General features: G+C 57.4%; 24 protein-coding genes. 12 read left to right on the plus strand and 12 right to left on the minus strand.

Annotated elements, in window-relative coordinates; all coding sequences use genetic code 11:
• Nucleotide 1: 1 nt before the first annotated feature.
• On the plus strand, nucleotides 2–322 hold the full coding sequence (locus tag AC2FLE_RS08975; protein WP_142635291.1) for a hypothetical protein: 321 nt from the start codon (nucleotides 2–4) through the stop codon (nucleotides 320–322).
• A 130-nt stretch (nucleotides 323–452) separates the two neighbouring features.
• Here AC2FLE_RS08975 and AC2FLE_RS08980 read toward each other — a convergent pair whose 3' ends face one another.
• Nucleotides 453–854 carry a carboxymuconolactone decarboxylase family protein gene (locus AC2FLE_RS08980; protein ID WP_496696537.1) on the minus strand — a complete coding sequence of 134 codons (402 nt, stop codon included), beginning with the start codon at nucleotides 852–854 and terminating at the stop codon, nucleotides 453–455.
• A 469-nt stretch (nucleotides 855–1,323) separates the two neighbouring features.
• Nucleotides 1,324–2,283 (minus strand): hydroxymethylbilane synthase, encoded by a 960-nt coding sequence (gene hemC / locus AC2FLE_RS08985; protein WP_271948580.1) that lies wholly within the window; start codon nucleotides 2,281–2,283, stop codon nucleotides 1,324–1,326.
• Between the two features lie 107 nt (nucleotides 2,284–2,390).
• On the opposite strand from hemC, the gene hemE reads away from it, so the two are divergent.
• Nucleotides 2,391–3,425: a uroporphyrinogen decarboxylase gene (gene hemE / locus AC2FLE_RS08990; protein WP_496696539.1), complete on the plus strand. Its 1,035-nt coding sequence runs from the start codon at nucleotides 2,391–2,393 to the stop codon at nucleotides 3,423–3,425.
• Here the strand turns inward: hemE and AC2FLE_RS08995 are convergent.
• The gene (locus tag AC2FLE_RS08995; protein WP_496696540.1) at nucleotides 3,422–4,516 is read right to left on the minus strand and encodes a CaiB/BaiF CoA transferase family protein; all 1,095 of its coding nucleotides are present in this window, start codon (nucleotides 4,514–4,516) and stop codon (nucleotides 3,422–3,424) included. The two genes, hemE and AC2FLE_RS08995, sit on opposite strands and share 4 nt — an antisense overlap.
• 154 nt (nucleotides 4,517–4,670) lie before the next feature.
• Here AC2FLE_RS08995 and AC2FLE_RS09000 point away from each other — a divergent pair, with 154 nt between their 5' ends.
• The 6 genes from AC2FLE_RS09000 to uvrC all read left to right on the plus strand — a co-directional run bounded on the left by AC2FLE_RS09000 (nucleotide 4,671) and on the right by uvrC (nucleotide 11,382).
• Nucleotides 4,671–5,600 (plus strand): ABC transporter ATP-binding protein, encoded by a 930-nt coding sequence (locus AC2FLE_RS09000; protein WP_496696542.1) that lies wholly within the window; start codon nucleotides 4,671–4,673, stop codon nucleotides 5,598–5,600.
• Nucleotides 5,597–6,358 (plus strand): ABC transporter permease, encoded by a 762-nt coding sequence (locus AC2FLE_RS09005; RefSeq protein WP_142635283.1) that lies wholly within the window; start codon nucleotides 5,597–5,599, stop codon nucleotides 6,356–6,358. The genes AC2FLE_RS09000 and AC2FLE_RS09005 overlap by 4 nt, the downstream gene beginning before the upstream one ends.
• A 113-nt stretch (nucleotides 6,359–6,471) precedes the next feature.
• Nucleotides 6,472–7,269 carry a S49 family peptidase gene (locus AC2FLE_RS09010; protein ID WP_496696544.1) on the plus strand — a complete coding sequence of 266 codons (798 nt, stop codon included), beginning with the start codon at nucleotides 6,472–6,474 and terminating at the stop codon, nucleotides 7,267–7,269.
• A 168-nt stretch (nucleotides 7,270–7,437) separates the two neighbouring features.
• Nucleotides 7,438–8,400 (plus strand): calcium/sodium antiporter, encoded by a 963-nt coding sequence (locus AC2FLE_RS09015; RefSeq protein WP_142635277.1) that lies wholly within the window; start codon nucleotides 7,438–7,440, stop codon nucleotides 8,398–8,400.
• Between the two features lie 16 nt (nucleotides 8,401–8,416).
• The gene (locus AC2FLE_RS09020) at nucleotides 8,417–9,196 is read left to right on the plus strand and encodes an SDR family oxidoreductase (protein WP_271948592.1); all 780 of its coding nucleotides are present in this window, start codon (nucleotides 8,417–8,419) and stop codon (nucleotides 9,194–9,196) included.
• Nucleotides 9,197–9,486: 290 nt separating this feature from the next.
• Nucleotides 9,487–11,382 carry an excinuclease ABC subunit UvrC gene (gene uvrC, locus AC2FLE_RS09025; protein WP_496696601.1) on the plus strand — a complete coding sequence of 632 codons (1,896 nt, stop codon included), beginning with the start codon at nucleotides 9,487–9,489 and terminating at the stop codon, nucleotides 11,380–11,382.
• On the opposite strand, the gene AC2FLE_RS09030 is transcribed toward uvrC, so the two are convergent.
• On the minus strand, nucleotides 11,379–12,263 hold the full coding sequence (locus AC2FLE_RS09030; RefSeq protein ID WP_281995276.1) for a DMT family transporter: 885 nt from the start codon (nucleotides 12,261–12,263) through the stop codon (nucleotides 11,379–11,381). The two genes, uvrC and AC2FLE_RS09030, sit on opposite strands and share 4 nt — an antisense overlap.
• A 175-nt stretch (nucleotides 12,264–12,438) precedes the next feature.
• Here AC2FLE_RS09030 and pgsA point away from each other — a divergent pair, with 175 nt between their 5' ends.
• The 3 genes from pgsA to AC2FLE_RS09045 are packed head-to-tail and all read left to right on the plus strand — an operon-like array spanning nucleotide 12,439 to nucleotide 13,804.
• Nucleotides 12,439–13,107 (plus strand): CDP-diacylglycerol--glycerol-3-phosphate 3-phosphatidyltransferase, encoded by a 669-nt coding sequence (gene pgsA / locus AC2FLE_RS09035; protein WP_142635269.1) that lies wholly within the window; start codon nucleotides 12,439–12,441, stop codon nucleotides 13,105–13,107.
• A gap of 3 nt (nucleotides 13,108–13,110) precedes the next feature.
• Nucleotides 13,111–13,356 carry a molybdopterin converting factor subunit 1 gene (gene moaD, locus AC2FLE_RS09040; RefSeq protein WP_142635267.1) on the plus strand — a complete coding sequence of 82 codons (246 nt, stop codon included), beginning with the start codon at nucleotides 13,111–13,113 and terminating at the stop codon, nucleotides 13,354–13,356.
• 4 nt (nucleotides 13,357–13,360) lie between these two features.
• A complete protein-coding gene (locus AC2FLE_RS09045) occupies nucleotides 13,361–13,804 on the plus strand; it encodes a molybdenum cofactor biosynthesis protein MoaE (RefSeq protein WP_281995277.1) in 444 nt (147 codons plus the stop codon).
• A 590-nt stretch (nucleotides 13,805–14,394) separates the two neighbouring features.
• On the opposite strand, the gene AC2FLE_RS09050 is transcribed toward AC2FLE_RS09045, so the two are convergent.
• Complete coding sequence (locus AC2FLE_RS09050) at nucleotides 14,395–15,087, minus strand: Crp/Fnr family transcriptional regulator (protein ID WP_271948599.1); 693 nt, start codon at nucleotides 15,085–15,087, stop codon at nucleotides 14,395–14,397.
• A gap of 179 nt (nucleotides 15,088–15,266) precedes the next feature.
• On the opposite strand from AC2FLE_RS09050, the gene hemA reads away from it, so the two are divergent.
• Nucleotides 15,267–16,490: a 5-aminolevulinate synthase gene (gene hemA / locus AC2FLE_RS09055; protein ID WP_496696550.1), complete on the plus strand. Its 1,224-nt coding sequence runs from the start codon at nucleotides 15,267–15,269 to the stop codon at nucleotides 16,488–16,490.
• A 56-nt stretch (nucleotides 16,491–16,546) separates the two neighbouring features.
• Here the strand turns inward: hemA and AC2FLE_RS09060 are convergent, their stop codons facing one another.
• The 7 genes from AC2FLE_RS09060 to AC2FLE_RS09090 form a co-directional block, all read right to left on the minus strand.
• Nucleotides 16,547–16,834: a nitric oxide reductase F protein gene (locus tag AC2FLE_RS09060; RefSeq protein WP_496696551.1), complete on the minus strand. Its 288-nt coding sequence runs from the start codon at nucleotides 16,832–16,834 to the stop codon at nucleotides 16,547–16,549.
• 5 nt (nucleotides 16,835–16,839) lie between these two features.
• Nucleotides 16,840–17,388 (minus strand): cytochrome c oxidase subunit 3, encoded by a 549-nt coding sequence (locus tag AC2FLE_RS09065; RefSeq protein ID WP_496696553.1) that lies wholly within the window; start codon nucleotides 17,386–17,388, stop codon nucleotides 16,840–16,842.
• The gene (locus AC2FLE_RS09070; RefSeq protein WP_496696555.1) at nucleotides 17,385–19,307 is read right to left on the minus strand and encodes a nitric oxide reductase activation protein NorD; all 1,923 of its coding nucleotides are present in this window, start codon (nucleotides 19,305–19,307) and stop codon (nucleotides 17,385–17,387) included. The genes AC2FLE_RS09065 and AC2FLE_RS09070 overlap by 4 nt, the downstream gene beginning before the upstream one ends.
• Before the next feature lie 9 nt (nucleotides 19,308–19,316).
• Nucleotides 19,317–20,126, minus strand: a complete 810-nt coding sequence (locus AC2FLE_RS09075; RefSeq protein ID WP_416383916.1) for a CbbQ/NirQ/NorQ/GpvN family protein — start codon at nucleotides 20,124–20,126, stop codon at nucleotides 19,317–19,319.
• A 5-nt stretch (nucleotides 20,127–20,131) separates the two neighbouring features.
• Nucleotides 20,132–21,499: a cbb3-type cytochrome c oxidase subunit I gene (locus AC2FLE_RS09080; protein ID WP_496676741.1), complete on the minus strand. Its 1,368-nt coding sequence runs from the start codon at nucleotides 21,497–21,499 to the stop codon at nucleotides 20,132–20,134.
• Between the two features lie 15 nt (nucleotides 21,500–21,514).
• Nucleotides 21,515–21,964, minus strand: coding sequence for a c-type cytochrome (locus AC2FLE_RS09085; RefSeq protein ID WP_142635251.1), 450 nt, complete (start codon nucleotides 21,962–21,964; stop codon nucleotides 21,515–21,517).
• 98 nt (nucleotides 21,965–22,062) lie between these two features.
• Nucleotides 22,063–23,244 (minus strand): NnrS family protein, encoded by a 1,182-nt coding sequence (locus AC2FLE_RS09090; RefSeq protein ID WP_496696558.1) that lies wholly within the window; start codon nucleotides 23,242–23,244, stop codon nucleotides 22,063–22,065.
• Nucleotides 23,245–23,313 lie beyond the last annotated feature (69 nt).

Genomic DNA, 23,313 nt, shown 5'->3' on the forward strand with positions numbered 1-23,313 from the left:
GTTGAACAGAATAGAATTCATCATTGCCACCGCCATCATCCTGTTCGCAGCCTTCTGCATGGGGTGGTTCGCCAACTGGCTGGCCCATCGTCTGTCTCGTGTTCGCCAAAGCGACGTCGCCGATCTGGATCGCATGAGCCAGGAATTGCATGAGGCCGAAGAAACCCGCGATCAGGCCATCACCTATCTGCAACAGCGTGAGGCCGAGCTAACCAATCAGCTGACCCAGACCGAGGCAGAACTGGGCGCTGCCATGGACGGGTTGCGCGCCGCGCGGCAGGAGGCCGAAGAATTACGCGGCCGGATCAACAACGCGGACTAAGAGAACTAGAGGAATCGGCAACTTGCGACACCCGCAAATATAGGGCGCCGTTGTGTGTTTCAGACACCTGCCAAACCGGGCCCGAAAATCCCCTCAGCTTGATGAAGCTTGGGCACAGCTCAATTCATGATCATGTCTCAGAGGTTGTCTCTGCCTCGTCCAGAACCATGCGCGCGACACGAAAGCATTCCAGCGCCTGCGGCACGCCACAATAGATGCCGATCACGTGAATAATGGCCCGGATTTCTTCTTTGCTGACGCCGTTGCTGATGGCGCCGCGACAGTGGAGTTCCCATTCGTGCATCTTGCCCAGCGCGCCGATCATGGACAGGTTCATCATTGACCGGGTCTTGGCGTCAATCACATCGTCGCCCCAGCCGAAACCCCAGCACCAAGCGGTCATTGCCTCTTGAAACGGTCGGGTAAAATCGTCGGCGGCGGCCAGGTTTTTCTCAACATATTCCGCGCCCAGGGTGCTTTTGCGTTGCTCCAGCCCTCTGAGGAACAGATCTTCGTCGAAAGTCTCGGCCATTTTGGTCTCCGGTAATCGTCACAATGAAGCGGTGCGCTGAAACACTCTACGCCTCTTACAGGTACTATCAACGCTTGCACTTTACGCCGGTTAAGAAAATGTGACGAATTTTCTAGCCCCTTGGCACGAGGATCATTCCACTGCCCCGCGCATCCAGTCTTGAAGCCAGGCAATTATATGTACTGACATCGCTTCACCAGCGGGCTGCGATTGTGCAAGCGGTTCAAGACGTCGCGGCGATTTAAGACACCCAAAAGTAAACGGGCCGCCGTCTTAATGAGACAGCGGCCCTTACTGACTGAATGTCGGGGTTTGGTCTCGCCCCCTCGAATACCACTTAAAAATGGACAGACTAACAAAAACTTTCGACTTCTTCGAGACCAACCCGATTTCTCAATCGGTGTGCATCCTTAATGCCTGATCTTTGAAAGCGCGACAGTGAACTAGTTCACATTAAATAAATTTTTCTTCAATTCTTCCAATCAAAGAACCCGGGGCCGGCCTTTGTCAGTAGTTTTTCGGCCATTGCGCGCGCCATTTCTGCACCATCACCAATCACGCCAGTGGCGTCTTCGGCGATAGAATCAGACCCGTCCGGGCGCAGGACTTCTCCGCGCAGGCGCAGAATGCCACCGCTGATATCAGCCAGCCCGGCAATCGGAGTCTCGCAGGACCCGTCAAGCGCGGCCAGCAAGGCGCGCTCGGCCAAAAGTCGATACCCGGTTTCGCTATGATGAATTGCCTCCAACATCCCTGCAGCACGGGGATCGTCACTGCGGCGTTCGATACCGATTGTACCTTGTGCAATAGCGGGCAGCATATCCTCGGGCGAGATAGCAGTTGCGGGAACGTCGTCCATATTCAGCCGCCGGATACCTGCCATCGCCAGAAACGTGCAATCCGCTACGCCATCGGTCAGTTTCTTCAGGCGCGTTTGCACGTTGCCTCGGAACTCGACCACATTCAGGTCAGGGCGCCGGTTCAACAGCTGAGCCCGGCGGCGCAAAGACGAGGTGCCAACCACCGCGCCATTGGGCAGGTCATGAATAGAGTTCAGGCTGGGCGAAATAAAAGCGTCGCGCACATCTTCGCGCGGCAGGAACGTGTCCAACACAAGACCCGCGGGCTGTTCGACCGGCATGTCCTTGGTCGAATGCACAGCGATGTCGATATCACCTCGCAGCATCGCTTCTTCGATTTCCTTGGTGAACAGGCCTTTGTTGCCGATCTCTTTCAGCGGGCGGTCCGCGTCGATCATCGCGCGATTGTCGCCGGTGGTCTTGATCACCACGATTTCGAATGCATCTTCGGGCAGATCAAAGGCTGTGCCTAACCGCTGCCGGGTTTCATAGGCTTGCGCCAGCGCCAGGGGCGAACCACGGGTGCCGATTTTCAGCGGTGAGGCGGGTGAAGGCAGGGTCAATGTCATGGACACAGCTTTAGTCGCGTCACATTGCCCTGACAATGGGGGCAGAGCTTGACAAATTGCCGCCGAAGGAAGACCCGTTGCCACAAACCAGACGATTGGGGGCACAGATGGCCGAAACAAAGAAACTGCTGCGGGCATTGGCAGGACAGGTGCAGGATGTGCCTCCGATCTGGATGATGCGCCAGGCCGGGCGGTATCTGCCAGAATATCGTGCAACGCGCGCGCAGGCCGGGGATTTCCTGTCGCTGTGCTACAATCCCGAGCTTGCGGCCGAGGTCACATTGCAGCCGATCCGTCGCTATGGGTTCGATGCAGCTATCCTGTTTGCGGATATCCTGCTGGTACCACAGGCGCTGGGTGCGGACCTTTGGTTTGTCACCGGTGAAGGCCCGCGTTTGTCGACTATCACGCAGCAATCCGAGTTTGATGCGCTGAAATCGGTCGAGGATATCCACGAAACACTCTCGCCAGTCTATGAGACAGTGCGCATCCTGTCACAGGAGTTGCCGTCCGAGACAACCTTGATCGGTTTTGCTGGCGCGCCGTGGACAGTGGCGACCTACATGATCGCCGGACGCGGCACCCCGGATCAAGGCCCCGCCCATGCGCTGCGCGAGGTGAATACTGCGCTGTTCGAAGCGCTGCTGGACCGGATCACGCTGGCCACGATCGAATATCTTTCAGCCCAGATCGAGGCCGGCGCCGAGGTAGTCAAGATATTCGACAGCTGGGCCGGATCGCTGAAGGGTGAGGCGTTCCGCAAATATGCGGTCGAGCCGTGCCGCGTAATCACCCAGGCCATCAAGGAACGTCACCCCGGCATCCCGGTGATCGGATTCCCGCGAGAGGCCGGAGATGGCTATATCGGGTTCGCCAAAACCACGGGGGTTGATTGCGTCGCGCTGGACAATTCGGTCTCGCCGGAATGGGGCGCCGAGCATGTCCAGGTGGATGGTTGCGTACAGGGCAATCTGGCGTCGTCGCATATGGTGACCGGCGGTCAAGCGCTGGTGGACGAGACCCGGCGGATTGTCGATGCATTCTCCAAAGGGCCGCATATCTTCAATCTGGGTCATGGCATCACGCCCGATGCCGATCCCGACAATGTTCAGCGTATGATCGACGCAGTGCGCAACCGCTAGGCTTTGGGTCGGGCGTCCAGCTCGGCCAGTATGTCTTGTGTATGATCTCCGCGGCGCGGGCTGGGTCTGGGCTTCCACTCCCGCTCGGAAAACCGCGGCGCGGCGGCGGCCTGTAGCATACCGTCGGGGGCAAGCCAGGTCTGGCGTGCAGTGTTCATGGCATGGTTCTGCGCCTCGGACGGGTTGAGCACCGGTGCAACACAGGCGTCACTTGCTGCAAACAGCGCCGCCCAATGATCACGTGGTTTGCCAGCAAAGATTTCAGCCAGTCGCCGGGTCAGCGCGGACCAGGTGGAAGCATCATATTGCTGCCGAAATTCGGGATCGCCAGACAGGTCCAATATCTGCAGGAACTCGGCATAGAATTTCGGCTCCAGGCACTGCACCGCCACAAATCCACCATCAGAGCAGGCATAGGTTCGGCTCCAATGGGGACCGTCCAGAAGGCTGTGTCCGCGAGTATCTGACAGGTTTCCGGTTTGGCGCAGGCTCATCAGCAGGTTCATCATATGGGCCGAGCCATCATAGATGGCGGCGTCCACGACCGAGCCCTTTCCTGTGCGTGCCGCATTCAGCAATCCGGCCAGAATGCCCGCGACCAGATACATGGCACCGCCACCGATATCACCCACCAAAGTGGCCGGGGTTTGCGGCGGTTGGTCCGGTTGCGACGCGTACCAGAGCGCCCCGGACAGGGCGATGTAGTTCAGATCGTGCCCGGCATTCTTGGACAAGGAGCTGTTCTGTCCCCAACCCGTCATACGGCCATAAATCAGCTTTGGGTTCAGATCGCGACAGATATCAGGGCCAAGGCCCAGCTTTTCCATCACACCGGGTCGAAACCCTTCGATCAGTGCATCAGCCGTGGCGATCAGGCGCCGGGCCACATCCAGATCGGCCGGGTCTTTGAGGTTCAGGCTGATCGAGCGCTTACCCCGATCCAGAATTGACTGTTCGGGCATGCCCGGAGTCGCGGCCTGACCCTTGCGGTGGATGGTGATCACATCTGCACCAAGATCGGCCAACAGCATGGCGGCAAAGGGACCGGGGCCCAAGCCCTCGATTTCGATGATCCGAATTCCACTTAACATACCAGTCCTCCTGCCCGCGCAGGGTTTCGGGGCCAGCCAGGAAATGCAAGCCCGGACTGGAAAGGCCAATTGGAAAGCTGAGCAAAATGTGTGAATTGGGCCTGTTCTGTGGCTAACTCGCAGGGTAGTGTCGCCGCCAGAACGGGGGAGGCGCATGACAACAATTCTGTCCATCAGGGATTTGCGAAAGTCCTATGCCGGAGGTTTTGAGGCGCTAAAGGGCGTGTCTCTGGACATCGAGCAGGGAGAAATCCTGGCTCTTCTGGGTCCCAACGGTGCAGGCAAGACCACGCTGATTTCGACGGTGTGTGGAATAACGACGCCAACCTCAGGAAACGTGACCGTCGGCGGCCACGATATCCAGACTGATTTTCGCGCAGCCCGCCGGATGATCGGTTTGGTTCCGCAGGAAATCGCGCTCGAACCCTTTGAAAAGGTCTGGAACACTGTGCGATTGTCGCGCGGGCTGTTCGGGCTTGGGCAGAACAACGCACGTATCGAAGAAATTCTGCGCAAATTGTCTTTGTGGGAAAAACGCAAAAACGCGATCAAAGAACTATCGGGCGGTATGAAACGTCGGGTTCTGATCGCAAAAGCGCTGGCACACGAGCCGCGTGTTCTGTTTCTGGACGAGCCGACCGCAGGTGTTGATGTCGAACTGCGCAAAGACATGTGGGAAATCGTGGCCGAGTTGAAGCAGGCCGGTGTCACCATCATTCTAACCACCCACTATATCGAAGAGGCCGAGGCCATTGCCGACCGTGTCGGCGTCATCGACAAGGGTGAACTGCTACTGGTTCAGGACAAAGACACTTTGATGGCGCAGATGGGAAAGAAGCAGATCGAAGTCATGCTGACCCAGCCCATTCAAACCGTCCCCGACAGTCTGGCCGCACACAATCTCAAACTGAATGGCAAGGGTGACGCGCTGGTTTATACCTACGACACAAACGCCGACCGCACTGGCATCACCACCCTGTTGAACGATGTGGCCGAGGCCGGGCTGATTTTACGCGATGTACAAACGCGTCAGTCCAGCCTTGAAGAGATCTTTGTCAATATGGTGTCGGGAGAAGCCACATGAACTGGTCCGCCATTACTGCCATCTACCGGTTCGAAATGGCCCGGTTCTTCCGCACCCTTGCGCAAAGCTTCATATCTCCGGTCCTGTCGACATCGCTGTATTTCGTTGTCTTTGGCACGGCGATTGGCAGCCGCATACAAGAGGTCGAAGGCGTATCCTATGGGGCGTTCATCGTTCCGGGGCTGGTCATGTTATCTGTTGTGACGCTGTCGATCTCGAACGCCTCTTTCGGGATCTATTTCCCAAAGTTTCTGGGAACGATATATGAGCTTCTTTCGGCGCCGGTGAATTTCATCGAGATCGTCATCGGCTATGTCGGAGCGGCAGCGACAAAATCGCTGTTTGTGGGTGTCGTGATCCTTGTGACCTCTGCATTCTTTGTGGATTTGCGTATTGAACACCCGCTTGCCATGGCGACATTTCTAGTCCTGACCTGCCTCAGCTTTTCCTTGCTGGGCTTCATCATCGGCATCTGGGCCAGCAATTTCGAGCAGATGTCTTTGGTTCCGCAACTCGTGGTGACACCGCTGATCTTTCTGGGCGGTACCTTTTATTCGATTTCGATGCTGCCCCCGCTGTGGCAGACCATCACCCTGTTCAACCCGGTCGTCTATCTGATCTCAGGCTTTCGCTGGTCGTTTTACGGCCTGGCCGATGTGCCGATCATGTTCAGCCTTTTGGCCATACTGGCGTTTACCGGCGTGTGTCTGGGCATCATCGGATGGATCTTCAAAACTGGCTGGCGCATCCGGAGTTAGGCCATGGACGGCGTTGCATTTTTGCCCATCACCTTCAGTAAATACGTTCACGCGACCGATAACGGTCAGCCGCTCCCTTGTTTACCGCGTGGGCGCACTCTACATCGGCACCCATGAAGGTCAGCCTGCCGTTTCTCAAAAAACAACCAACCGTTTCGGTCGTGCGCTTGTCGGGTGCAATCGGCATGTCCGGGCGCGGGTCGATGTCTGACACAACTCTGGCACCGGTTCTCGAAAAAGCATTTCGCAAAGGCAAACCTGCCGCCGTCGCGCTTGAGGTCAACTCGCCCGGCGGATCCCCGGTCCAAAGTTCATTGATCGGTGCGCGCATTCAGCGTCTGTCGAAAGAACTGGATGTTCCCGTCTTCGCATTTGTCGAGGATGTGGCAGCTTCGGGTGGCTATTGGTTGGCAGCGGCAGCTGATGAGATTTACGCCGATGACAGTTCGGTACTGGGTTCGATTGGCGTGATCTCTTCGGGGTTCGGCGCACATCTTTTCCTTGAGAGGCAGGGTTTCGAACGGCGAGTGCACACGGCGGGTCATTCGAAATCCATGTTGGATCCCTTTGCCCCGGAAAAACCCGAAGATGTCGCAAGGCTTGAAGGCCTGCTACGCGATATCCACGAAAACTTCACTGCTCATGTCAAAGCACGACGCGGGGCAAAGCTTGAAACGGGTGCTGATCTGTTCACTGGCGAAGTCTGGCTGGCACGCCGCGCGCATGAACTTGGCCTGATCGACGGCATCGCGCATCTCAAACCCAAAATGCAGGACCGGTTTGGCGATAAAGTAAAATTCCGCCGTTACGGGCTGCGCAAGCCATTCTGGTCACGGTTAGGCGCCTCCTTGGCACAGGACGCGGTTGCCGGACTTGAGGAGCGTGCCGCATACGCACGTTTCGGTTTGTAACGTGATTATCAAGATCGTGACCCTCTTTTTGATTGCCATGGGCGTCCTGGCAATGTTCGGCAAACTGCGGTTCCCGGGGCAGAAAAAACTGCAATCCGCAAGATGCCCGCGCTGTCATCGGTTCAGGATCGGTAAAGGTCCCTGTGCCTGCGAAAAAGGAGGCCGCGCATGACGGCATGGCTGTTATCCGGTCTCGGTTTGTTGATCCTGTTGCTGGCGGGTGATGCGCTGGTACGCGGTGCCGTGAACCTCAGCCTGCGGATTGGAGTACCGGCGTTGATCGTTAGTTTGACGATCGTGGCATTCGGCACCTCGGCGCCAGAACTTCTGATTGCAATCAGTGCAATTAAGGAAAACGCACCAGGCATCGCCCTGGGTAACGTTGTGGGGTCGAACACGGCCAATATTCTGCTGGTGCTGGGCCTGCCTGCGCTGCTTGCCACGCTGCACACCAGCGAATGCGACAGCCGCAAGAACTATGTGTTCATGTTGCTGGCAACCGTTCTGTTCATCGGCCTTGCCTTCTGCGGCGTGTTCAACCTGTTCAGCGGCGCGATTTTGCTGGCTGCTCTCAGCTTTGTTCTATGGACCGCTTTCCGAGAAGCCCATGCCCATCGTAAGGCCTGTGGCAAAGCCTGCGCTGAGGATGACGATTTTGATGGCCTCGAAGAAGCCGATCCAGACATGCCCTATTGGAAGATTTCAGTCTACCTGGTGCTCGGACTGATAGGCCTGCCGATGGGCGCACATCTTCTGGTCGACAACGCTACAATCATTGCCCGCACTTACGGCGTCAGCGAGACTGTAATCGGACTGACACTTATAGCGGTGGGAACTTCCCTGCCGGAACTGGCGACCACAGTTATGGCAGCACTGCGCCGACAAGCCGATGTCGCATTGGGCAATGTTATCGGGTCCAACATGTTCAATCTGTTGGCCATCGTCGGCATTGCAACCCTGTTTGGGCGCATTCCTGTTGATCCAGAATTCCTGCGATTTGATCTTTGGGTCATGCTGGGCGCATCACTCCTTTTGGTCCCCTTTGTATTTTTCAAACGGGATATCACCCGCGGATGGGGAATTCTGTTGACAAGCCTTTACGCGGTTTACGTTATTTCCTTGTTGGTGTGACACAAAGAGAGGCCGCATGACCCGAGCCCTAGTTACCGGTGCCGGAATTCGCCTTGGTAGGGCAATGGCCCTTTATCTGGCCGGGCGTGGGTACGACGTGGCGGTCCATTACGCCTCCTCTGAACAAGAGGCATCTAAGGTTGTCGCTGAAATCAGGGCCCTAGGCCGCAATGCGGTAGCTCTGCAGGCCGACCTGTTAGAAGAAGCAAGCGTGGCTGCCCTGCTGCCACGCGCATCCGAGGCGCTGGGCGGACCCATTACCTGCCTGGTCAACAACGCTTCGATATTTGAATACGACAACATCCACACGGCCACACGGCAAAGCTGGGACCGCCACATGAACAGCAACCTGCGGGCGCCATTCGTTTTGACTCAGGCGATGGCTGAACAGGGTCTGGAACCTGAAACCGATGATGCAGGAGAGCCGCTGGCAACGGGCCTGATTGTTAATATGGTCGACATGCGGGTTCGCAAACTGACGCCCGAATTCATGTCCTACACCGTCGCCAAAATGGGGCTATGGGCGTTGACCCGTACTGCAGCTCAGGCGCTAACCCCGGCGATCCGCGTCAATGCCATCGGACCGGGACCGACGATGCAGGGTCACAGGCAATCCGAAGATCACTTCAAAGCACAGCGCGCCAACACCATTCTGGAACGTGGGTCAAACCCCTCTGACATCACCGCTGCACTTGGGTATTTCCTGGATGCTCATGCGGTCACCGGCCAGATTCTCTGCGTGGATGGCGGACAGCATTTGGGGTGGCAGACACCGGATGTTCTGGGCGTGGAATAACGTTTGGTGCTGGAAGTTTTGCACCGCTCTCATTTCTGTTATCAATCCGTTACAAAAATGTCTTTTTTTTCATACACTTGCCATGTGTAGAAATTTTTACTGTTTAAATTCAATAGATTACATATGTGCCTATTTTTTAAGCAAATCAAGGAATCCTTAATGAAACAAGGGAAAATTCAAGCCCCACAAAAGTTATCTGCACAGTTATCCACAGAATACGTGGATTTGTTTTCCCTTGATCTGAAGTGCTCAAGATTGCAGCCATGGTCAAAGAATCACATATTTTGGCCATGACCTCTCAAGACGACACCAACAGCTCTCAGAATGACGCCCATTCGACGGCCCAGTCGACAGGATACGCCTGCATCCAGCGATATGCGAAAACGCTCGACAGTTCACCTGGCGTGTACAGGATGCTGGATGCGGACAGCCGAGTTCTTTACGTCGGCAAGGCGCGCAATCTGAAGGCACGGGTGTCGAACTATACAAGACCGGGACACTCTGGCCGGATCGAGCGGATGATTGCGGCCACGGCCTCGATGATGTTCCTGACGACCCGGACCGAGACCGAGGCGCTGCTGCTTGAACAGAACCTGATTAAGCAGCTCAAACCGAAATACAACGTGCTGCTGCGCGACGACAAAAGCTTTCCCAATATTCTGGTGGCAAAGGACCATGTCTTTCCACAGATCAAAAAGCATCGGGGAGCAAAAAAGGAAAAGGGCGCGTATTTCGGCCCCTTCGCCAGCGCGGGTGCCGTGAACCGAACCCTGAACCAGCTGCAAAAGGCCTTCCTGCTGCGCAACTGTTCTGACTCGATGTTCGAAAGCCGCACCCGTCCCTGCCTGCTCTATCAGATCAAGCGGTGTTCTGGGCCTTGTGTCGGGTTGATCTCGGATCAGGATTACCGTGAAAGCGTCAAGGATGCGGAAAGATTCCTGTCAGGCCGGTCGACCAAAGTGCAAGAGGAGCTGGCCGAACAGATGATGGCCGCGTCTGAGGCGATGGAGTTTGAACGCGCCGCTGGCCTACGCGATCGCATCCGGGCGCTGACGCAGGTGCAGACCTCGCAAGGCATTAACCCGCGCGGTGTGGCCGAGGCGGATGTGATCGGCCTGTATATGGACAGTGGGCAGGCTTGCGTTCAGGTGTTCTTCATCCGCGCCAACCAGAACTGGGGCAACAAGGACTTCTATCCCCGCGTCGGGGCAGATGTGTCAGCCGCCGAGGTGATGGAGGCGTTTCTGGGTCAGTTCTACGACAACAAGGAACCACCCCGTCAGTTGATCCTGTCAGATGCCATTGAAAACGCCGATCTGATGCAGGAGGCGCTGACCGAAAAAGCCGGTCGCAAGGTAGAAATCCTTGTACCCCAGCGTGGTGAGAAACAAGAACTTGTCGCAGGGGCCATACGCAACGCGCGTGAATCCCTGGCCCGGCGGATGTCGGAAAGTGCCACCCAGGCCAAACTATTGCGCGGGATCGCCGAGGCATTTGATCTGGATGCCCCGCCAAACCGGATCGAAGTCTACGACAACTCCCATATTCAAGGCACCAATGCCGTGGGCGGCATGATCGTGGCCGGCCCCGACGGTTTCATGAAAAATGCCTACCGCAAGTTCAACATTCGTGGAGATGACCTGACCCCCGGTGACGACTTTGGCATGATGAAAGAGGTGCTGACCCGCCGCTTTACCCGCCTGCAAAAAGAAGATCCCGACCGTGACAAGGGAATGTGGCCCGATCTGCTGCTGATTGACGGTGGCGCCGGGCAAGTGAGCGCCGTCCATGAGATTATGGCGCAGCACGGGGTCGAGGAGATCCCCATGATAGGTGTCGCCAAAGGCGTTGACCGCGACCATGGTAAGGAAGAATTTCACCGCACTGGCCAAAGGCCCTTTGCGCTGAAACGCAACGACCCGGTGCTCTATTTCATTCAGCGCCTAAGAGACGAGGCCCACCGGTTTGCCATCGGCACCCATCGAGCCAAGCGTGCCAAGGCCGTGGGGGCCACACCGCTGGATGAAATCCCCGGCGTGGGGGCCGCGCGCAAACGTGCCCTGTTGGCTCATTTCGGCAGCGCCAAAGCAGTTGGCCGGGCCAACCTGGCCGATCTGAAAGCGGTCGAAGGGATTTCGGCCGGCTTGGCGCAAAAGGTCTATGATTTCTTCCACGACAAGGGCTAGGCCCGCCGCCCGCGCCACAGGATGTACAGCCCCGAGGCCACAATCAGCGCGCTGCCGATCCACATAGTCTGGTCTAGTTGCTCGCCGAACAGGAACACGCCCAGACCGATACCGAACAGCAGACGCGTATAGCGGAACGGCGTCACGGCCGAGACCTCTCCGATCCGCATCGCCTTCATAAGCGAGGCATATGCCATCACACCCATAAGCACCGCACCGGTCAGAAACAGACCGTTGTACAGATCGAGCGGGACGATTGGCACGTCCTCCCACAGGCGATAGGCCAAACCGGCAACGATGATGCTGAGGAAGCCGTAAAAGCCCAAAACCTCGGTCCCCAGTGTCGCCGGGGCTGCGCGGCTGGCCAGATCGCGACCGGCAAAGCCCAACATGCCCAGCACCGCCAGAATGGACAGCGCCGAAAAGCTGTCTCCGGTCGGTTGCAGGATGACTACAACGCCAATCAGACCGATCAGAATCGCGCTCCACCGTCGCCAGCCAACTGTTTCACCAAAGATCAGCGCAGCGCCAGCGACAACGACCAACGGAGTGGCCTGCAAAATCACAGTAGCTGAGGACAAAGGCGTCAACACAATGGCCAAGACATAGAATAACCGTCCGAATACCTCGAAGAGCACGCGCACTTTCATCGGGCGCGACAGGACATCCGGCTGAAACAGTTGCGTGCCGCGCGCCAGTGCAACCGCCGCAAAGACCAGCGCCCCACCCACCCCGAACAGAACCATCACCTGCCAGATCGGTACGGCACCCGAAGCCGCTTTCAACAGCGCGTCTTCCAGCGCAAACCCCGCCATTGCGGCGATCATCCACAGGCTGCCGGTCAGATTTGACCGGGCATCGGTTTGTATATGAGCTGTCATGATGTGCCTTCTGTCCCGGATACGTGCGGTGAACCTGACCGCAAAAAGAACAAACTCCAAGGGGCATGGACGCACCACGCCCTGCCTGCGGCGCTTTGACCAAGTTCATGGGACAAGTACGGTTTTTTGACTGTCTATCTTTTCTGTTGGATTTTAGCGATGTAGGGTCCGCTGCATGAAGTGGAACCTACCCAATATTCTGACCGTCCTGCGTCTGCTGGCAGCCCCGGGGCTGGCCGTGATGTTTTTATATTTCACCCGGCCCTATGCCGACTGGTTCGCGTTGATCCTGTTTCTGACAGCCGCCTTAACCGACTGGTTCGATGGCTATCTGGCACGAGCGTGGAAGCAGGAAACAAAAATTGGCGCCATGCTGGACCCGATTGCCGATAAGGCGATGGTGGTGATCGCGCTGATGATCTTGGTCGGGTATTCGGCCGAACACTGGACGCCGTGGCTGGTCCTGCCTGCCACTGTGATCCTGTTCCGAGAGGTCTTTGTGTCAGGCCTGCGCGAATATCTGGGTGATACGGCTGGGACGCTGAAAGTTACCAAACTTGCCAAATGGAAAACCACGGCCCAGATGGTGGCGATAGCCGTCTTGTTTTCACAGGGCATCTTCGAGCATTACTTTGTGATGGCCAGCTTCGGCATGGACCCAACGCTGATCGACCAGATTCTGACCGGGCAAGAAGACGACCTGAACGGCCTGCGCTGGCATCTTGAAGGGATGTTCTGGTCCAGTCGGATCGGCCTGTGGCTGCTGTGGATCGCAGCAGCGCTGACATTGATCACCGGCTATGACTACCTACGTAAAGCCATGCCACACCTGAAGGAGAACTAAGGGATGGATGTGCTGTATTTCGCATGGGTCCGCGAACGGATTGGCCTGCCGAAAGAACGGGTTGAAACCGAGGCCGCCACCGTATCCGATCTGGTCGCAGAACTTAGCGCGCGCGAGGATCGCTATGCAGCGGCCTTTGCGGATCTGTCGGCCTTACGTGTTGCGCTGGATCAGGAATTGTCGGATTTTGACGCCCCGTTGGCGGGCGTTCGTGAGGTTGCCTTTTTCCCACCAATGACAGGTGGCTGAGGTCATGCGCATCGTGGTGCAGGAAGACCCGTTTGACCTAGGTACCGAGGCAAATGACTTTGCGGCGGGCGATGCTGCAAATGGCGCAATCGTGACCTTTACCGGTGTTGTGCGTGATCTGGCCACGGGCGATTTGGACGTGATGGAGATTGAGCATTATCCGGGCATGACGGAACGGGCCTTGACCCAGATTGCGCAAGAAGCAATGGACCGCTGGTCGCTGGGCAATGTGCTGGTGATCCATCGGCATGGCAGGCTCGCTCCGGGGGATCGGATCATGATGGTGGCCACTGCCGCACCGCATCGCAAGGATGCGTTCGAGGCGGCCGAATATCTGATGGACTACCTAAAATCCCGCGCCCCCTTCTGGAAGAAAGAAATCACCACCGCTGGTGCGGAGTGGGTTTCGGCCAAGGACGAAGACGAAGATGCGCTGACCCGGTGGTAAACACGGGTCCCTGGATATAAGCCTTTGCACCATGCTGTTCGTATCCGGTGCTCACATGCTTATCATCGTGTGCTGCAAATTTGGATCCGCCAAAACTATGCTGGATAAAGGTGTTGGTTTCAGGCAGCCGCTCAGTTTCGATCAACTCTAGAACCGAAAGCAAAACATCCCGCATGTGGGCAAAGATGTTGAGACAATCTTCCTCCGCCGAAGCCGCAAAAGAAATGACTATCGACAGGAAAGCGATAGTCAGCTCTGTCAGAATGCCGGTTCCAATTAGATAGTCGTTGAACAGATTTCTGACATCGTAGTAGCCCCTAAAGGTTAGAGTTTCCCATTCGATTTCGACCCTAAGTACAGGCGGAAGATGCCGACTGGAACTTGACGGCATATCACTCAGCTGCGTGGATCCAGGAAGCACCAAAACCAGCTTGTTTTGGAGTTCTGGACTACCTGACGTTGCACAAGGCCCTTATCCGGAAACAGGGAATCGCGTTCACGGGATCGATGCGCATGTCCTAGCCTGAACAAAGAAGCACGTTCTCGGGGCTCTTTGGCGCACCCGGCAAAGCACCGGCCAATAAATTCGGTCACTTTTCGGAGGGGTCACTTTCTGCATAGTCTCGCAGTACTTGAATGTCCGAGAGCAGGGCATGTGTCCGGTCAATTTTAACGCCAAACGGCTTTAGCCGGGAAAAGGCGCGGCTCAGGCTTTCGGGCTTCATGCCCAGGCGCCCGGCAATCAACATCTTGTCATAGGGCAGCTCAACAATGCAGTCCCCCATCTCGGCTTCGCAGAGAGTCAGAAGAAATTCTGCCACCCGCTGTGCGCCGGTCTGGGCCTTAAGCTGCTCAAGCTGGGCGACCAGAGAATGCAGATGGGTAAAGGTAGCTGCCAGAATTGACACCCCAATTTCCGGGTCCTCTCGCATAAGGGACAAAAGGACCGGACTTGGAATGTGCATGATCTCACAGGCCGAAACTGCCTCGGCCGAAACCGGATAGGGAACGTTACGCAAGGCGACCGCTTCGCCAAAGCTTTCGCCGCGGGTGAAAACGCTGACAACTGCTTCGGCACCGGTAGGGGACATGCGAAACAGCTTTACCCAGCCCGACAGAACCACATGAATGGCCTGGGCTTTTTCTTCCTGTAGAAAAATCGTCTCTCCGCGATCATATTTCCGCCAGATCGCGTGGCTTAACAGCGTGTCGATATGATGCTCGGGAAAGCTCTTGAGCAATAGTGACTGCTTGGCGATCGCTTTTAGTGCCTCATGCGCCACGAAGCTTTCCCCTCTTTTCTAGTTGCGTACCCGATCAGTACGTCCATCCTCTTAAGGCTATGCCAAACCTTCGGCTTCCAAGCCAGCCTTTCCTTTCTGCGGCTTGACATTTGTCATGTTGCGTAGCGGGTCCGGCACATAGTCTTGCTGGAAAGCCAGTATTCTCAGGAGTGTTCGAGATGGACTACGAGCGTTTTTTCAGCGAAAGCCTTGAGCATCTGCGCGACGAAGGCAACTACCGCATCTTCATTGATCTACAGCGCCGCTGTGGCGCGTTCCCGAATGCACGCCAGACGGACGGCGCTTTACAGCGCGACGTACGAATTTGGTGTTCCAACGACTATCTGGGAATGGGCCAGCATCCTGATGTAGTCGGGGCAATGCACAATGCACTCGACCGTTGCGGCGCGGGCTCAGGGGGCACACGCAATATCTCGGGCACGACACATGACCACGTTTTGCTGGAACAGGAACTGGCCGACCTCCACGGGAAAGAAGCCGCCCTTCTGTTCACCTCGGGCTATGTGTCGAACTGGGCCGCACTTGGGACGCTGGCTGCGAAGATCCCAAGTCTGATCGTATTCTCGGACGCTTTGAACCATGCCTCCATGATTGAAGGCATCCGCCATTCGCGGGCACAAAAAGTGATCTGGAAGCACAATGATCTGGCGGACCTCGAGGCAAAGCTGGCCGCAGCCGATCCAGATGCGCCCAAGATGATCGCCTTCGAATCTGTCTATTCGATGGATGGGGATATCGCTCCGATCAAAGAGATTTGCGACCTGGCAGATAGATATGGTGCGATGACCTATCTGGACGAGGTCCACGCCGTTGGCCTTTATGGCTCGCGCGGTGGTGGCATCGCCGAACGCGAAGGGTTGATGGATCGCCTGACCGTCATAGAAGGGACGCTGGGCAAGGCCTTCGGCGTGGTTGGCGGTTACATCGCGGCATCCGCTGCCTTGTGTGACTTTGTCCGCAGCTTTGCCAGCGGGTTCATATTTACCACCGCCCTCCCACCCGCAATAGCAGCAGGCGCTGCCGCCTCGATCCGACACCTCAAGCAATCCAATACCGAGCGTGATCTGCAGAAAACCCGCGTTGCGCAGGTGCGCGCCAAACTGGACGCCGAAGGCATCCCGCATTTGCCCAATCCCAGCCACATCATCCCGGTGATGGTAGGTGACCCGGTGAAATGCAAATTCATCTCGGATACGCTGCTGGAAGAATTCGGGATCTATATTCAGCCGATCAACTATCCGACCGTTCCCAAAGGCACCGAACGCCTGAGAATTACCCCCTCTCCGGTTCATACAAACGAAGATATCGACCATCTGGTCGGTGCCTTATCGGCCCTGTGGCAACGGTGTCAGATCGCGAGAATGCCGATGGCCGCACAATAACCGAGGCGTCCCAGCGCTTGGAGAACTGCCGCCCCACGGGGGCGGCTTTTTTCATGTCAAAACAGTGAGAGGCCGAAGATCACCATCGCAAATCCGGTCAGCACCATGGTGAAACCGCTCAGCCAGGCCAGGCTGTGCGTCAGGTCCAGATATCGTGCAAGGATAATGCGGGCTTTAGACAGGGCCAGGATCAAAATGCCTGCGCTCAACACCGGTGCGGACAGAGGGAGTATCGTCAGCAGGGCCGAAGCGGTGCTCAGAACCAACAGGCTGAGCCATGCGCGGGTGAGCGGGTTTGAGAGCATCCAGCGGGAGCTTTTTGGATCCGATGAGGTTTGGGTCATGTCCGTCATCCCAACAGGTAGATCACGGGGAACAGCATGATCCAGACGAGATCGACCATGTGCCAAAACTGGGCGCCGGCCTCGATGTTGCGGGGATTGTCCCGCCAGGCGACCAGCAGCAGGATAACAACCCCAGCCAACACATGTGCCGCGTGGAAGCCGGTGAGCAGATAGTAGAACAGGAAGAACGGATGGGTCTCGTAGGTAATTCCTTGTGCAGCCTTGTCCGCGTATTCCATGCCTTTGATAATCAGGAATATAACGCCCAGCGCGGCAGCTGCGATTAACGCCAGGCGGGCAGCAGTCCGACGCGCAATCTGCCGCCAATGCAAGGCTTGCGCGGCCAGATAGCCGGAGGTGACCAGAACCGCAGTGTTCAGCGCGGCTCCGGTGCGGTGCAGATGCGATTGCGCCTCGGCAAAGCCCGCCGGATCGGTCAGGCGCACGCCCATGAAAGCGATCAGGCCCGCACCAAAGACCAGCAGTTCCGAAATGATCAGAACCCACATCAGTAATTCGCCGGGCAACTCGTCGATAAGGGACGCGTCGCTCATGCGCCGACCAGTTGGCGGTAGATTTGCGGCAGCGCCATAGTCAGGCGATGCGGGTCCGGGATGACGGCAAAGCCGCCCTGCCCGAACATCCGCGGGAACCAGCTTTTACCTGTCTTGTCGATGGTGACGCCAAAGACCGATTGCCCGGCTCGGCGCGCCTCGCGCACGGCCATGTGGGTGTCTTCGATTCCGTGGCGGCCTTCGTAGTGGTCAAGATCATTGGGTTTGCCATCGGTGATCACCAGTAACAACCGGCGCTTACGCGTTTGGGTGGCCAGATCGGCCGAGCAATGGCGGATCGCGGCACCCAGCCTTGTATAGTGCCCTGGGCGTAACGATGCGATGCGCTGTTCAACCTGGCTGCCCATCACCTCATCAAACCGTTTGCAGCGTTGCACATAGACCCGCTGTCGTTTCAGTGAACTGAAGGCGTGAATAGCGAAATCGTCACCACAGGCGTTCAGGCCCCAGGCCAGCGCTGCCAGCGCCTCGCGTTCGATGTCGATCACGGCGCGTCCAGTCACGGCACTTTCGGTCGAGCGGCTGACATCCAGCAGGATAGAAACCGCCAGATCGCGTGCCTCGGGGCGGGATTGTTGCCAGATGCGTTCGGTACCTTCCCCGTTTGCACAGTGGTCAACTTGCGCCCGAACGGCGGCCTCGATATCCAGCTGATCGCCGTCCAGATGGCCTCGGGTCATCACGCGGCCCGGGCGCAGCGCTTCGAACTGGCGTTTGACGGCGCGGATACGGCGGGCGGTGGCGAGGTCTTTTCCAAACTCGGCGGCATCCTCACGAATATCGGCGTCCGAGGTTAGAACGTTGACGTGATCGGGCAGGTATTGCCCGGTGCGCACGTCCCATTCCGGATAGAGAATACGGCCCGACAGACGTTCGCGATTCACATCCTCGGGTGCCAGGTCCAGATGCAATTTCAGCTTGGTCGGCGGCGCCTTGGAAATCTGGCCCAAACCGATCTCATCCTGATCATCGGCGGCCTTTTTGGCATTGTCGGGATCATCGTCATCAATGCGACGGTTGATGTTCAGAAACTCGGCCCAGCTGAGGATCGCTTCGAATTTATGAAGGATGAAACTGTCACTGCGTTCAGCCTGGTCGGATTTGCGCCGCCGGGCACGGTGGGTTTTTTCACCCGATTCCTCGGGCGGGCCTTCGGTATCGGGGTTTTCGACATCGTTATGCTCTGAAAAACCAACAGCGCGCAATTCAGGCCACAGAGGGACAGGGCGGAAATGTTGATATCCGCGTGGGGCAGTCAGGTCATCGTCAAATGACATGAATTGCCTGGCCTTCGGGGATAAAGACGCGGGGTCGCCCAGCCGATGGCGGATCAGTTCTTCAACCGCTGTTTCCACAGGCGGGAGGCCGAATTTGTTGCGGTCATGCAGAACACCTTTGCAAAGCTCGGTGTAAAGCGGTCGCAAGCCGGGGGCGTTGTCCAAGGTTGCATTAACCATCGTTTGTGCGGCGCTCAGCGCGTGCAGATCGGCGCGCAACGGATCATCTTCGACGATCCGGGTTCCCGCATGGGCCGCTGCGGCGGCCAGCCAAACATACAGCGCTCCGTTCGCCTCGCGCGCGGGAAACACCGCCAGACGGTCCGGGAGGCGCAGCACTTCGCCATCGAACGAAGCGCGCGGCATCAGTTCAACTTCGGTACCCAACCGACGGCGCCAGCTTAGGCGATGGTGTGAAACTTCGGGCGAGACCGGGCGCAATTCAACACCCGGACTGCCCCCAAGCCCGCGAAAAAGGACTGCCAGCCGCCCCGCGACCTCAGAAAGGTCGACCGCGGCTCCAACATGCACCTGGGGTGCATCGAGACGGCTGGCAAGGGAGTGCCACAGTTTCCCGATCGTTTCTTCGGGTTCCCATGGCTCAAAATCGATCCTGACCATCGGCCGGCCTCACCCAAAGACAGCCGTGACAAGATCGAGGAGCCCGCGTTTGATGTCCTCGTCATCTGTCAGAGGTTCGATCATGGCGGCAAGGATCGCGCGGTCGGTGGACATGCCCTGCGCGATCAGCGTGGCGGCATAGACGACCAGACGGGTGGAAACGCCCTCTTCAAGATCCTGCCCCCTGAGCCCGCGCAGTTTACCTGCCAAGCGGATCAGCGGTTTGCAGCGTTCCAGCGCCAGCCCGCTTTCTTTAGCGACCACCTTTGCCTCCATCTCGGGCGACGGAAAGTCGAACTCCAGTGAGATGAACCGCTGCCGGGTCGAGGGTTTCAAGGTTTTCAGGATATTCTGATATCCCGGGTTATATGAGGCGACCAGCATGAAACCGGGCGCGGCCACAAGCTCCTCACCGGTGCGGTCGATCGGTAGGATGCGCCTGTCGTCAGTCAGCGGGTGCAGCACGACGGTCACGTCCTTGCGCGCCTCGACCACTTCATCCAGATAGCAGATCGCGCCTTCGCGCACCGCGCGGGTCAGGGGCCCATCGACCCAGATCGTTTCCCCGCCTTTCAGCAGGTAGCGCCCGATCAGGTCCGCAGCGGCAAGGTCATCGTGACAGGCCACTGTGTAAAGCGGGCGGCCAAGACTGGCGGCCATATGCGCCACAAACCGGGTCTTGCCGCAACCTGTCGGGCCTTTCAGCAGGACCGGCAGGTTGTTGGTATAGGCAGCAGCGAACACGTCACATTCATCACCCTGTGGCAGGTAGAAGGGGGCGTCAGCCGCCCCCGTTCTCAGTTTCATGGAGCCATCCATATCCATCACTCCGCTGGGGTTTCGGCCGCGCCGGCTTCAATGATCTCTTTCCGGGGAACCCAGATCGAGTAGATGAACAGCAGCGCACCCAAGACCACGACGATGCCAGAGCCAAGGCGCATCCAATAGAAGATCGCGACCTGATCCTGCACATCCATGAAGTAGTCTCCGACCACCCGCTGCATGTGCGTCTGCACTGTTCCAGCAAAGGTCAGCACAAAGGTCATGAAAACCATACCGCTGGACATCAGCCAGAAGCTGCCCATGTTCAGAACCTGATTATAAGGATCGCGGTTCTTCAGGATCGGCATTGCATAGCTGAAGATTGCCAGGTTGAGGCAGACATACGCTCCATAGAACGCCAGGTGACCGTGAGCCGCAGTGATCTGCGTACCGTGGGTATAGTAGTTCACCCCGTGCAGCGTGTGCAGGAAGCCCCAGACACCGGCACCGAAGAAAGCCAATGTGGCACAGCCCAGCGACCACAGCAGCGCCGCTTTGTTCGGGTGGTCCCGACGGCCCTTCCAGACCATCACAAAGGCAAAGGCCATCATCGCAAAGAAGGGGATCACTTCGAGGCTTGAGAAGATCGAGCCGATCCACTGCCAGTACCCTGGTGTGCCTATCCAATAGTAATGGTGACCTGTACCAAGGATACCCGAAAACAACGCGGCGGCGACAATGACATAGAGCCATTTCTCGACAACCTCACGGTCTACCCCGGTCAGCTTCAGCATTAGATAGGCCAAGATCGAGGCCATGATCAGTTCCCAGACACCTTCGACCCACAGGTGGACAACATACCACCAGTATTGCTTGTCCAAGGACAGGTTGCCCGGGTTGTAGAAGGCAAACAGGAACAGCAGCGCCAGACCCCAAAGGCCCAGCAACAAGATGTTGGTGATCGCGGTCTTCTTGCCCTTCAGAACGGTCATCGACACGTTGTACAGGAAGATCAGTGCGGCCACGACGATGCCGGCCTTGACCCATTTGGGTTGCTCTAGGAACTCGCGCCCTTCTTTACCCAGCAGCCAGTTGCCTTCAAACAGGTTGAACGTATAGGTCAAGACCACGCCCAGTGTACCGACCACCAGAATGATCAGCTGCAGATAGGCCAGCATGGGCGAATGGATCTCACGCTCGGCCTCTTCCGGGATCAGAAAATAGGCCGCACCAAAGAACCCGAGGATCAGCCACACGATCAGCGAGTTGGTGTGCAGCATCCGCACGATGTTGAACGGCAAAAGCTCGCTCAGGAAATTAGGTGATACATAGATAAAGCCGGCCAGAAGGCCGCCCAGAACCTGTATCGCGAACAGGGCCATTGCCACCGCAAAGTAGGCATAGGCGATTTTTTGGGATTCGTATTTCATTGCTCCGTTCCCTTCTCAGCCCGCCTCGTTGGGCGGCCAGTCCTGAGCGTCGATATTGTCCGTCCAGATCAAAAAGTTGGTCAGATCACGGATGTCTTCGTCGCTGAGGTTGAAATTGGGCATCTGACGACGACCGGGAATGTCTGTCGGCTGCGCCTCCATCCAGCCTTTGAGGGCTTCAAAGGCCGATTCCGGGTCGTCCAGCACGCCCCAACGCGTCATCACATTGCCAACCTCGGGTGCAAAGTATGCACCTTCGCCAAGGATGGTATGACAGTTGATGCAGGCGTGTTTTTCCCAGACGTGCTTGCCCCTGATCACACTTTCATCGAGCTTTGCTGCGTTCTCAGAGTTCACGATATACCAGTGAGAATGGGCCGACAGAGCCAGAAAGATGAGGATAAAGAACAGTGACCCGCCATAGAATATATTGCGTGCCATGCTCTTGGTCATGACTTCTCGCATTGCGCTCTCCTTTGCGCAGATTAGCTAGTCTGGTTAAAATGACGGGATGGGCACGGTATATCCTTAACGAAAGTCAAGACTTGCAAAAGGAAATGAAATCACGCTGACCGTTGCACCTTGGGACCCGTCAGCGCAGGCCACATCGCGATCAAGAAAAGCGCAAAGGCGCTGACCCACAACCCGTCCGACAGCAGCATCGCAACCATGTAACCTGCATTCAGATCTGCCCCAATCCACCGCGACAGGGCCGCCACCGCCATCAGACCATAGGCCACCGCCATTGGGCCGGGTGCCACCAGCGCGCGACCACTGTGGCCAAGCGCGGCGCGGCTCATGACCGCCAGGGTCATGCCGCCGACGCATCCGATGCCCAGAATGTGTAGGGCTGCGATCTCGTTTCCGAAACCCAGCACTGACAGCCCCCAGAGGATCAGTCCCAGCGCCAGCATTGCAAGCCCAAGATACAGTGCCAATAGAATCGGCTCCCGCGCAGCCCAGCCCGCGCGCCAGCGGGCCATGCGCGAAACCTGCGCCACCCCTAGAACCAGCGCCATCGATCCAGCCACAGCACCTGACCCCAGCACCAGAACGATTGGTGGCAGGGTCAGGGCAACCGCCATCGCTGATTTGTCCAGAATTGGCACAGATATTGGCCAGTTCGCCTCGGGAACGCCCGCGCGTCTCATGGCGTTTCGGGTAAAGGCCGGGGTGATCCGTCCGCCAAGAATGGCAATCATCGCGCAGAGCGCCAGCAACCCCGCGCGCAGCCCGGTATGCAATGTGTCATCCGTCATCCCGGTCCATTCAAGATGCGTGAACAGATCAGCAATCCAGATAAAGCTGAGCAACAGCAGAAAGAGCATGTTCTGAGGTTTCGGCCTCCGGATGAGCTGGGTTGCAATCTTGGCCGCCAGAATCGGTATAAAGGCCAGGTCGACCACCGCCACAAGCGCCGCAGGCAGCATCCCCGAAAACCACATCGCCATCCGACCAGCCAACCACAATCCGGCGGCCAACGTTATGAACTGCGCACGCGCATCTGGTGCGCCGGTCCAATTTGGCACTGCGGTCAGAAAGAACCCGCCCAGCGCGGCTGTTGCATAGCCGAAGATCATCTCATGCGCGTGCCACATGGGCGGGGCCATGCCATAATCCGGCACTGCATATGGCACCGTCAGCCACAGCCCCCAAACCACTCCGACAAAGAGGCCATAGAGGCCGGCGGACAGAAAGAATACACGAAACCCTTCACCAAACACGCGGGTGATGATTGCGGGCATGGCTGCTCTCCTTGGTGTTTTCCAAGCCCTAGCAAGCCGCCCGGCTGCGCGACTTAACAAAAATCAAAC

This window comes from Ruegeria sp. CDSA077 (assembly GCF_059612265.1).

What these genes read in the sequence shown, in the direction of transcription:
- AC2FLE_RS08980 (WP_496696537.1), bottom strand. Translation starts at nt 854, where the DNA reads ATGGCCGAGACTTTCGACGAAGATCTGTTCCTCAGAGGGCTGGAGCAA.
- hemC (WP_271948580.1), bottom strand. Translation starts at nt 2,283, where the DNA reads ATGACATTGACCCTGCCTTCACCCGCCTCACCGCTGAAAATCGGCACC.
- hemE (WP_496696539.1), top strand. Translation starts at nt 2,391, where the DNA reads ATGGCCGAAACAAAGAAACTGCTGCGGGCATTGGCAGGACAGGTGCAG.
- AC2FLE_RS08995 (WP_496696540.1), bottom strand. Translation starts at nt 4,516, where the DNA reads ATGTTAAGTGGAATTCGGATCATCGAAATCGAGGGCTTGGGCCCCGGT.
- AC2FLE_RS09000 (WP_496696542.1), top strand. Translation starts at nt 4,671, where the DNA reads ATGACAACAATTCTGTCCATCAGGGATTTGCGAAAGTCCTATGCCGGA.
- AC2FLE_RS09005 (WP_142635283.1), top strand. Translation starts at nt 5,597, where the DNA reads ATGAACTGGTCCGCCATTACTGCCATCTACCGGTTCGAAATGGCCCGG.
- AC2FLE_RS09010 (WP_496696544.1), top strand. Translation starts at nt 6,472, where the DNA reads ATGAAGGTCAGCCTGCCGTTTCTCAAAAAACAACCAACCGTTTCGGTC.
- AC2FLE_RS09015 (WP_142635277.1), top strand. Translation starts at nt 7,438, where the DNA reads ATGACGGCATGGCTGTTATCCGGTCTCGGTTTGTTGATCCTGTTGCTG.
- AC2FLE_RS09020 (WP_271948592.1), top strand. Translation starts at nt 8,417, where the DNA reads ATGACCCGAGCCCTAGTTACCGGTGCCGGAATTCGCCTTGGTAGGGCA.
- uvrC (WP_496696601.1), top strand. Translation starts at nt 9,487, where the DNA reads ATGACCTCTCAAGACGACACCAACAGCTCTCAGAATGACGCCCATTCG.
- AC2FLE_RS09030 (WP_281995276.1), bottom strand. Translation starts at nt 12,263, where the DNA reads ATGACAGCTCATATACAAACCGATGCCCGGTCAAATCTGACCGGCAGC.
- pgsA (WP_142635269.1), top strand. Translation starts at nt 12,439, where the DNA reads ATGAAGTGGAACCTACCCAATATTCTGACCGTCCTGCGTCTGCTGGCA.
- moaD (WP_142635267.1), top strand. Translation starts at nt 13,111, where the DNA reads ATGGATGTGCTGTATTTCGCATGGGTCCGCGAACGGATTGGCCTGCCG.
- AC2FLE_RS09045 (WP_281995277.1), top strand. Translation starts at nt 13,361, where the DNA reads ATGCGCATCGTGGTGCAGGAAGACCCGTTTGACCTAGGTACCGAGGCA.
- hemA (WP_496696550.1), top strand. Translation starts at nt 15,267, where the DNA reads ATGGACTACGAGCGTTTTTTCAGCGAAAGCCTTGAGCATCTGCGCGAC.
- AC2FLE_RS09060 (WP_496696551.1), bottom strand. Translation starts at nt 16,834, where the DNA reads ATGACCCAAACCTCATCGGATCCAAAAAGCTCCCGCTGGATGCTCTCA.
- AC2FLE_RS09065 (WP_496696553.1), bottom strand. Translation starts at nt 17,388, where the DNA reads ATGAGCGACGCGTCCCTTATCGACGAGTTGCCCGGCGAATTACTGATG.
- AC2FLE_RS09070 (WP_496696555.1), bottom strand. Translation starts at nt 19,307, where the DNA reads ATGGTCAGGATCGATTTTGAGCCATGGGAACCCGAAGAAACGATCGGG.
- AC2FLE_RS09075 (WP_416383916.1), bottom strand. Translation starts at nt 20,126, where the DNA reads ATGGATGGCTCCATGAAACTGAGAACGGGGGCGGCTGACGCCCCCTTC.
- AC2FLE_RS09080 (WP_496676741.1), bottom strand. Translation starts at nt 21,499, where the DNA reads ATGAAATACGAATCCCAAAAAATCGCCTATGCCTACTTTGCGGTGGCA.
- AC2FLE_RS09085 (WP_142635251.1), bottom strand. Translation starts at nt 21,964, where the DNA reads ATGCGAGAAGTCATGACCAAGAGCATGGCACGCAATATATTCTATGGC.
- AC2FLE_RS09090 (WP_496696558.1), bottom strand. Translation starts at nt 23,244, where the DNA reads ATGCCCGCAATCATCACCCGCGTGTTTGGTGAAGGGTTTCGTGTATTC.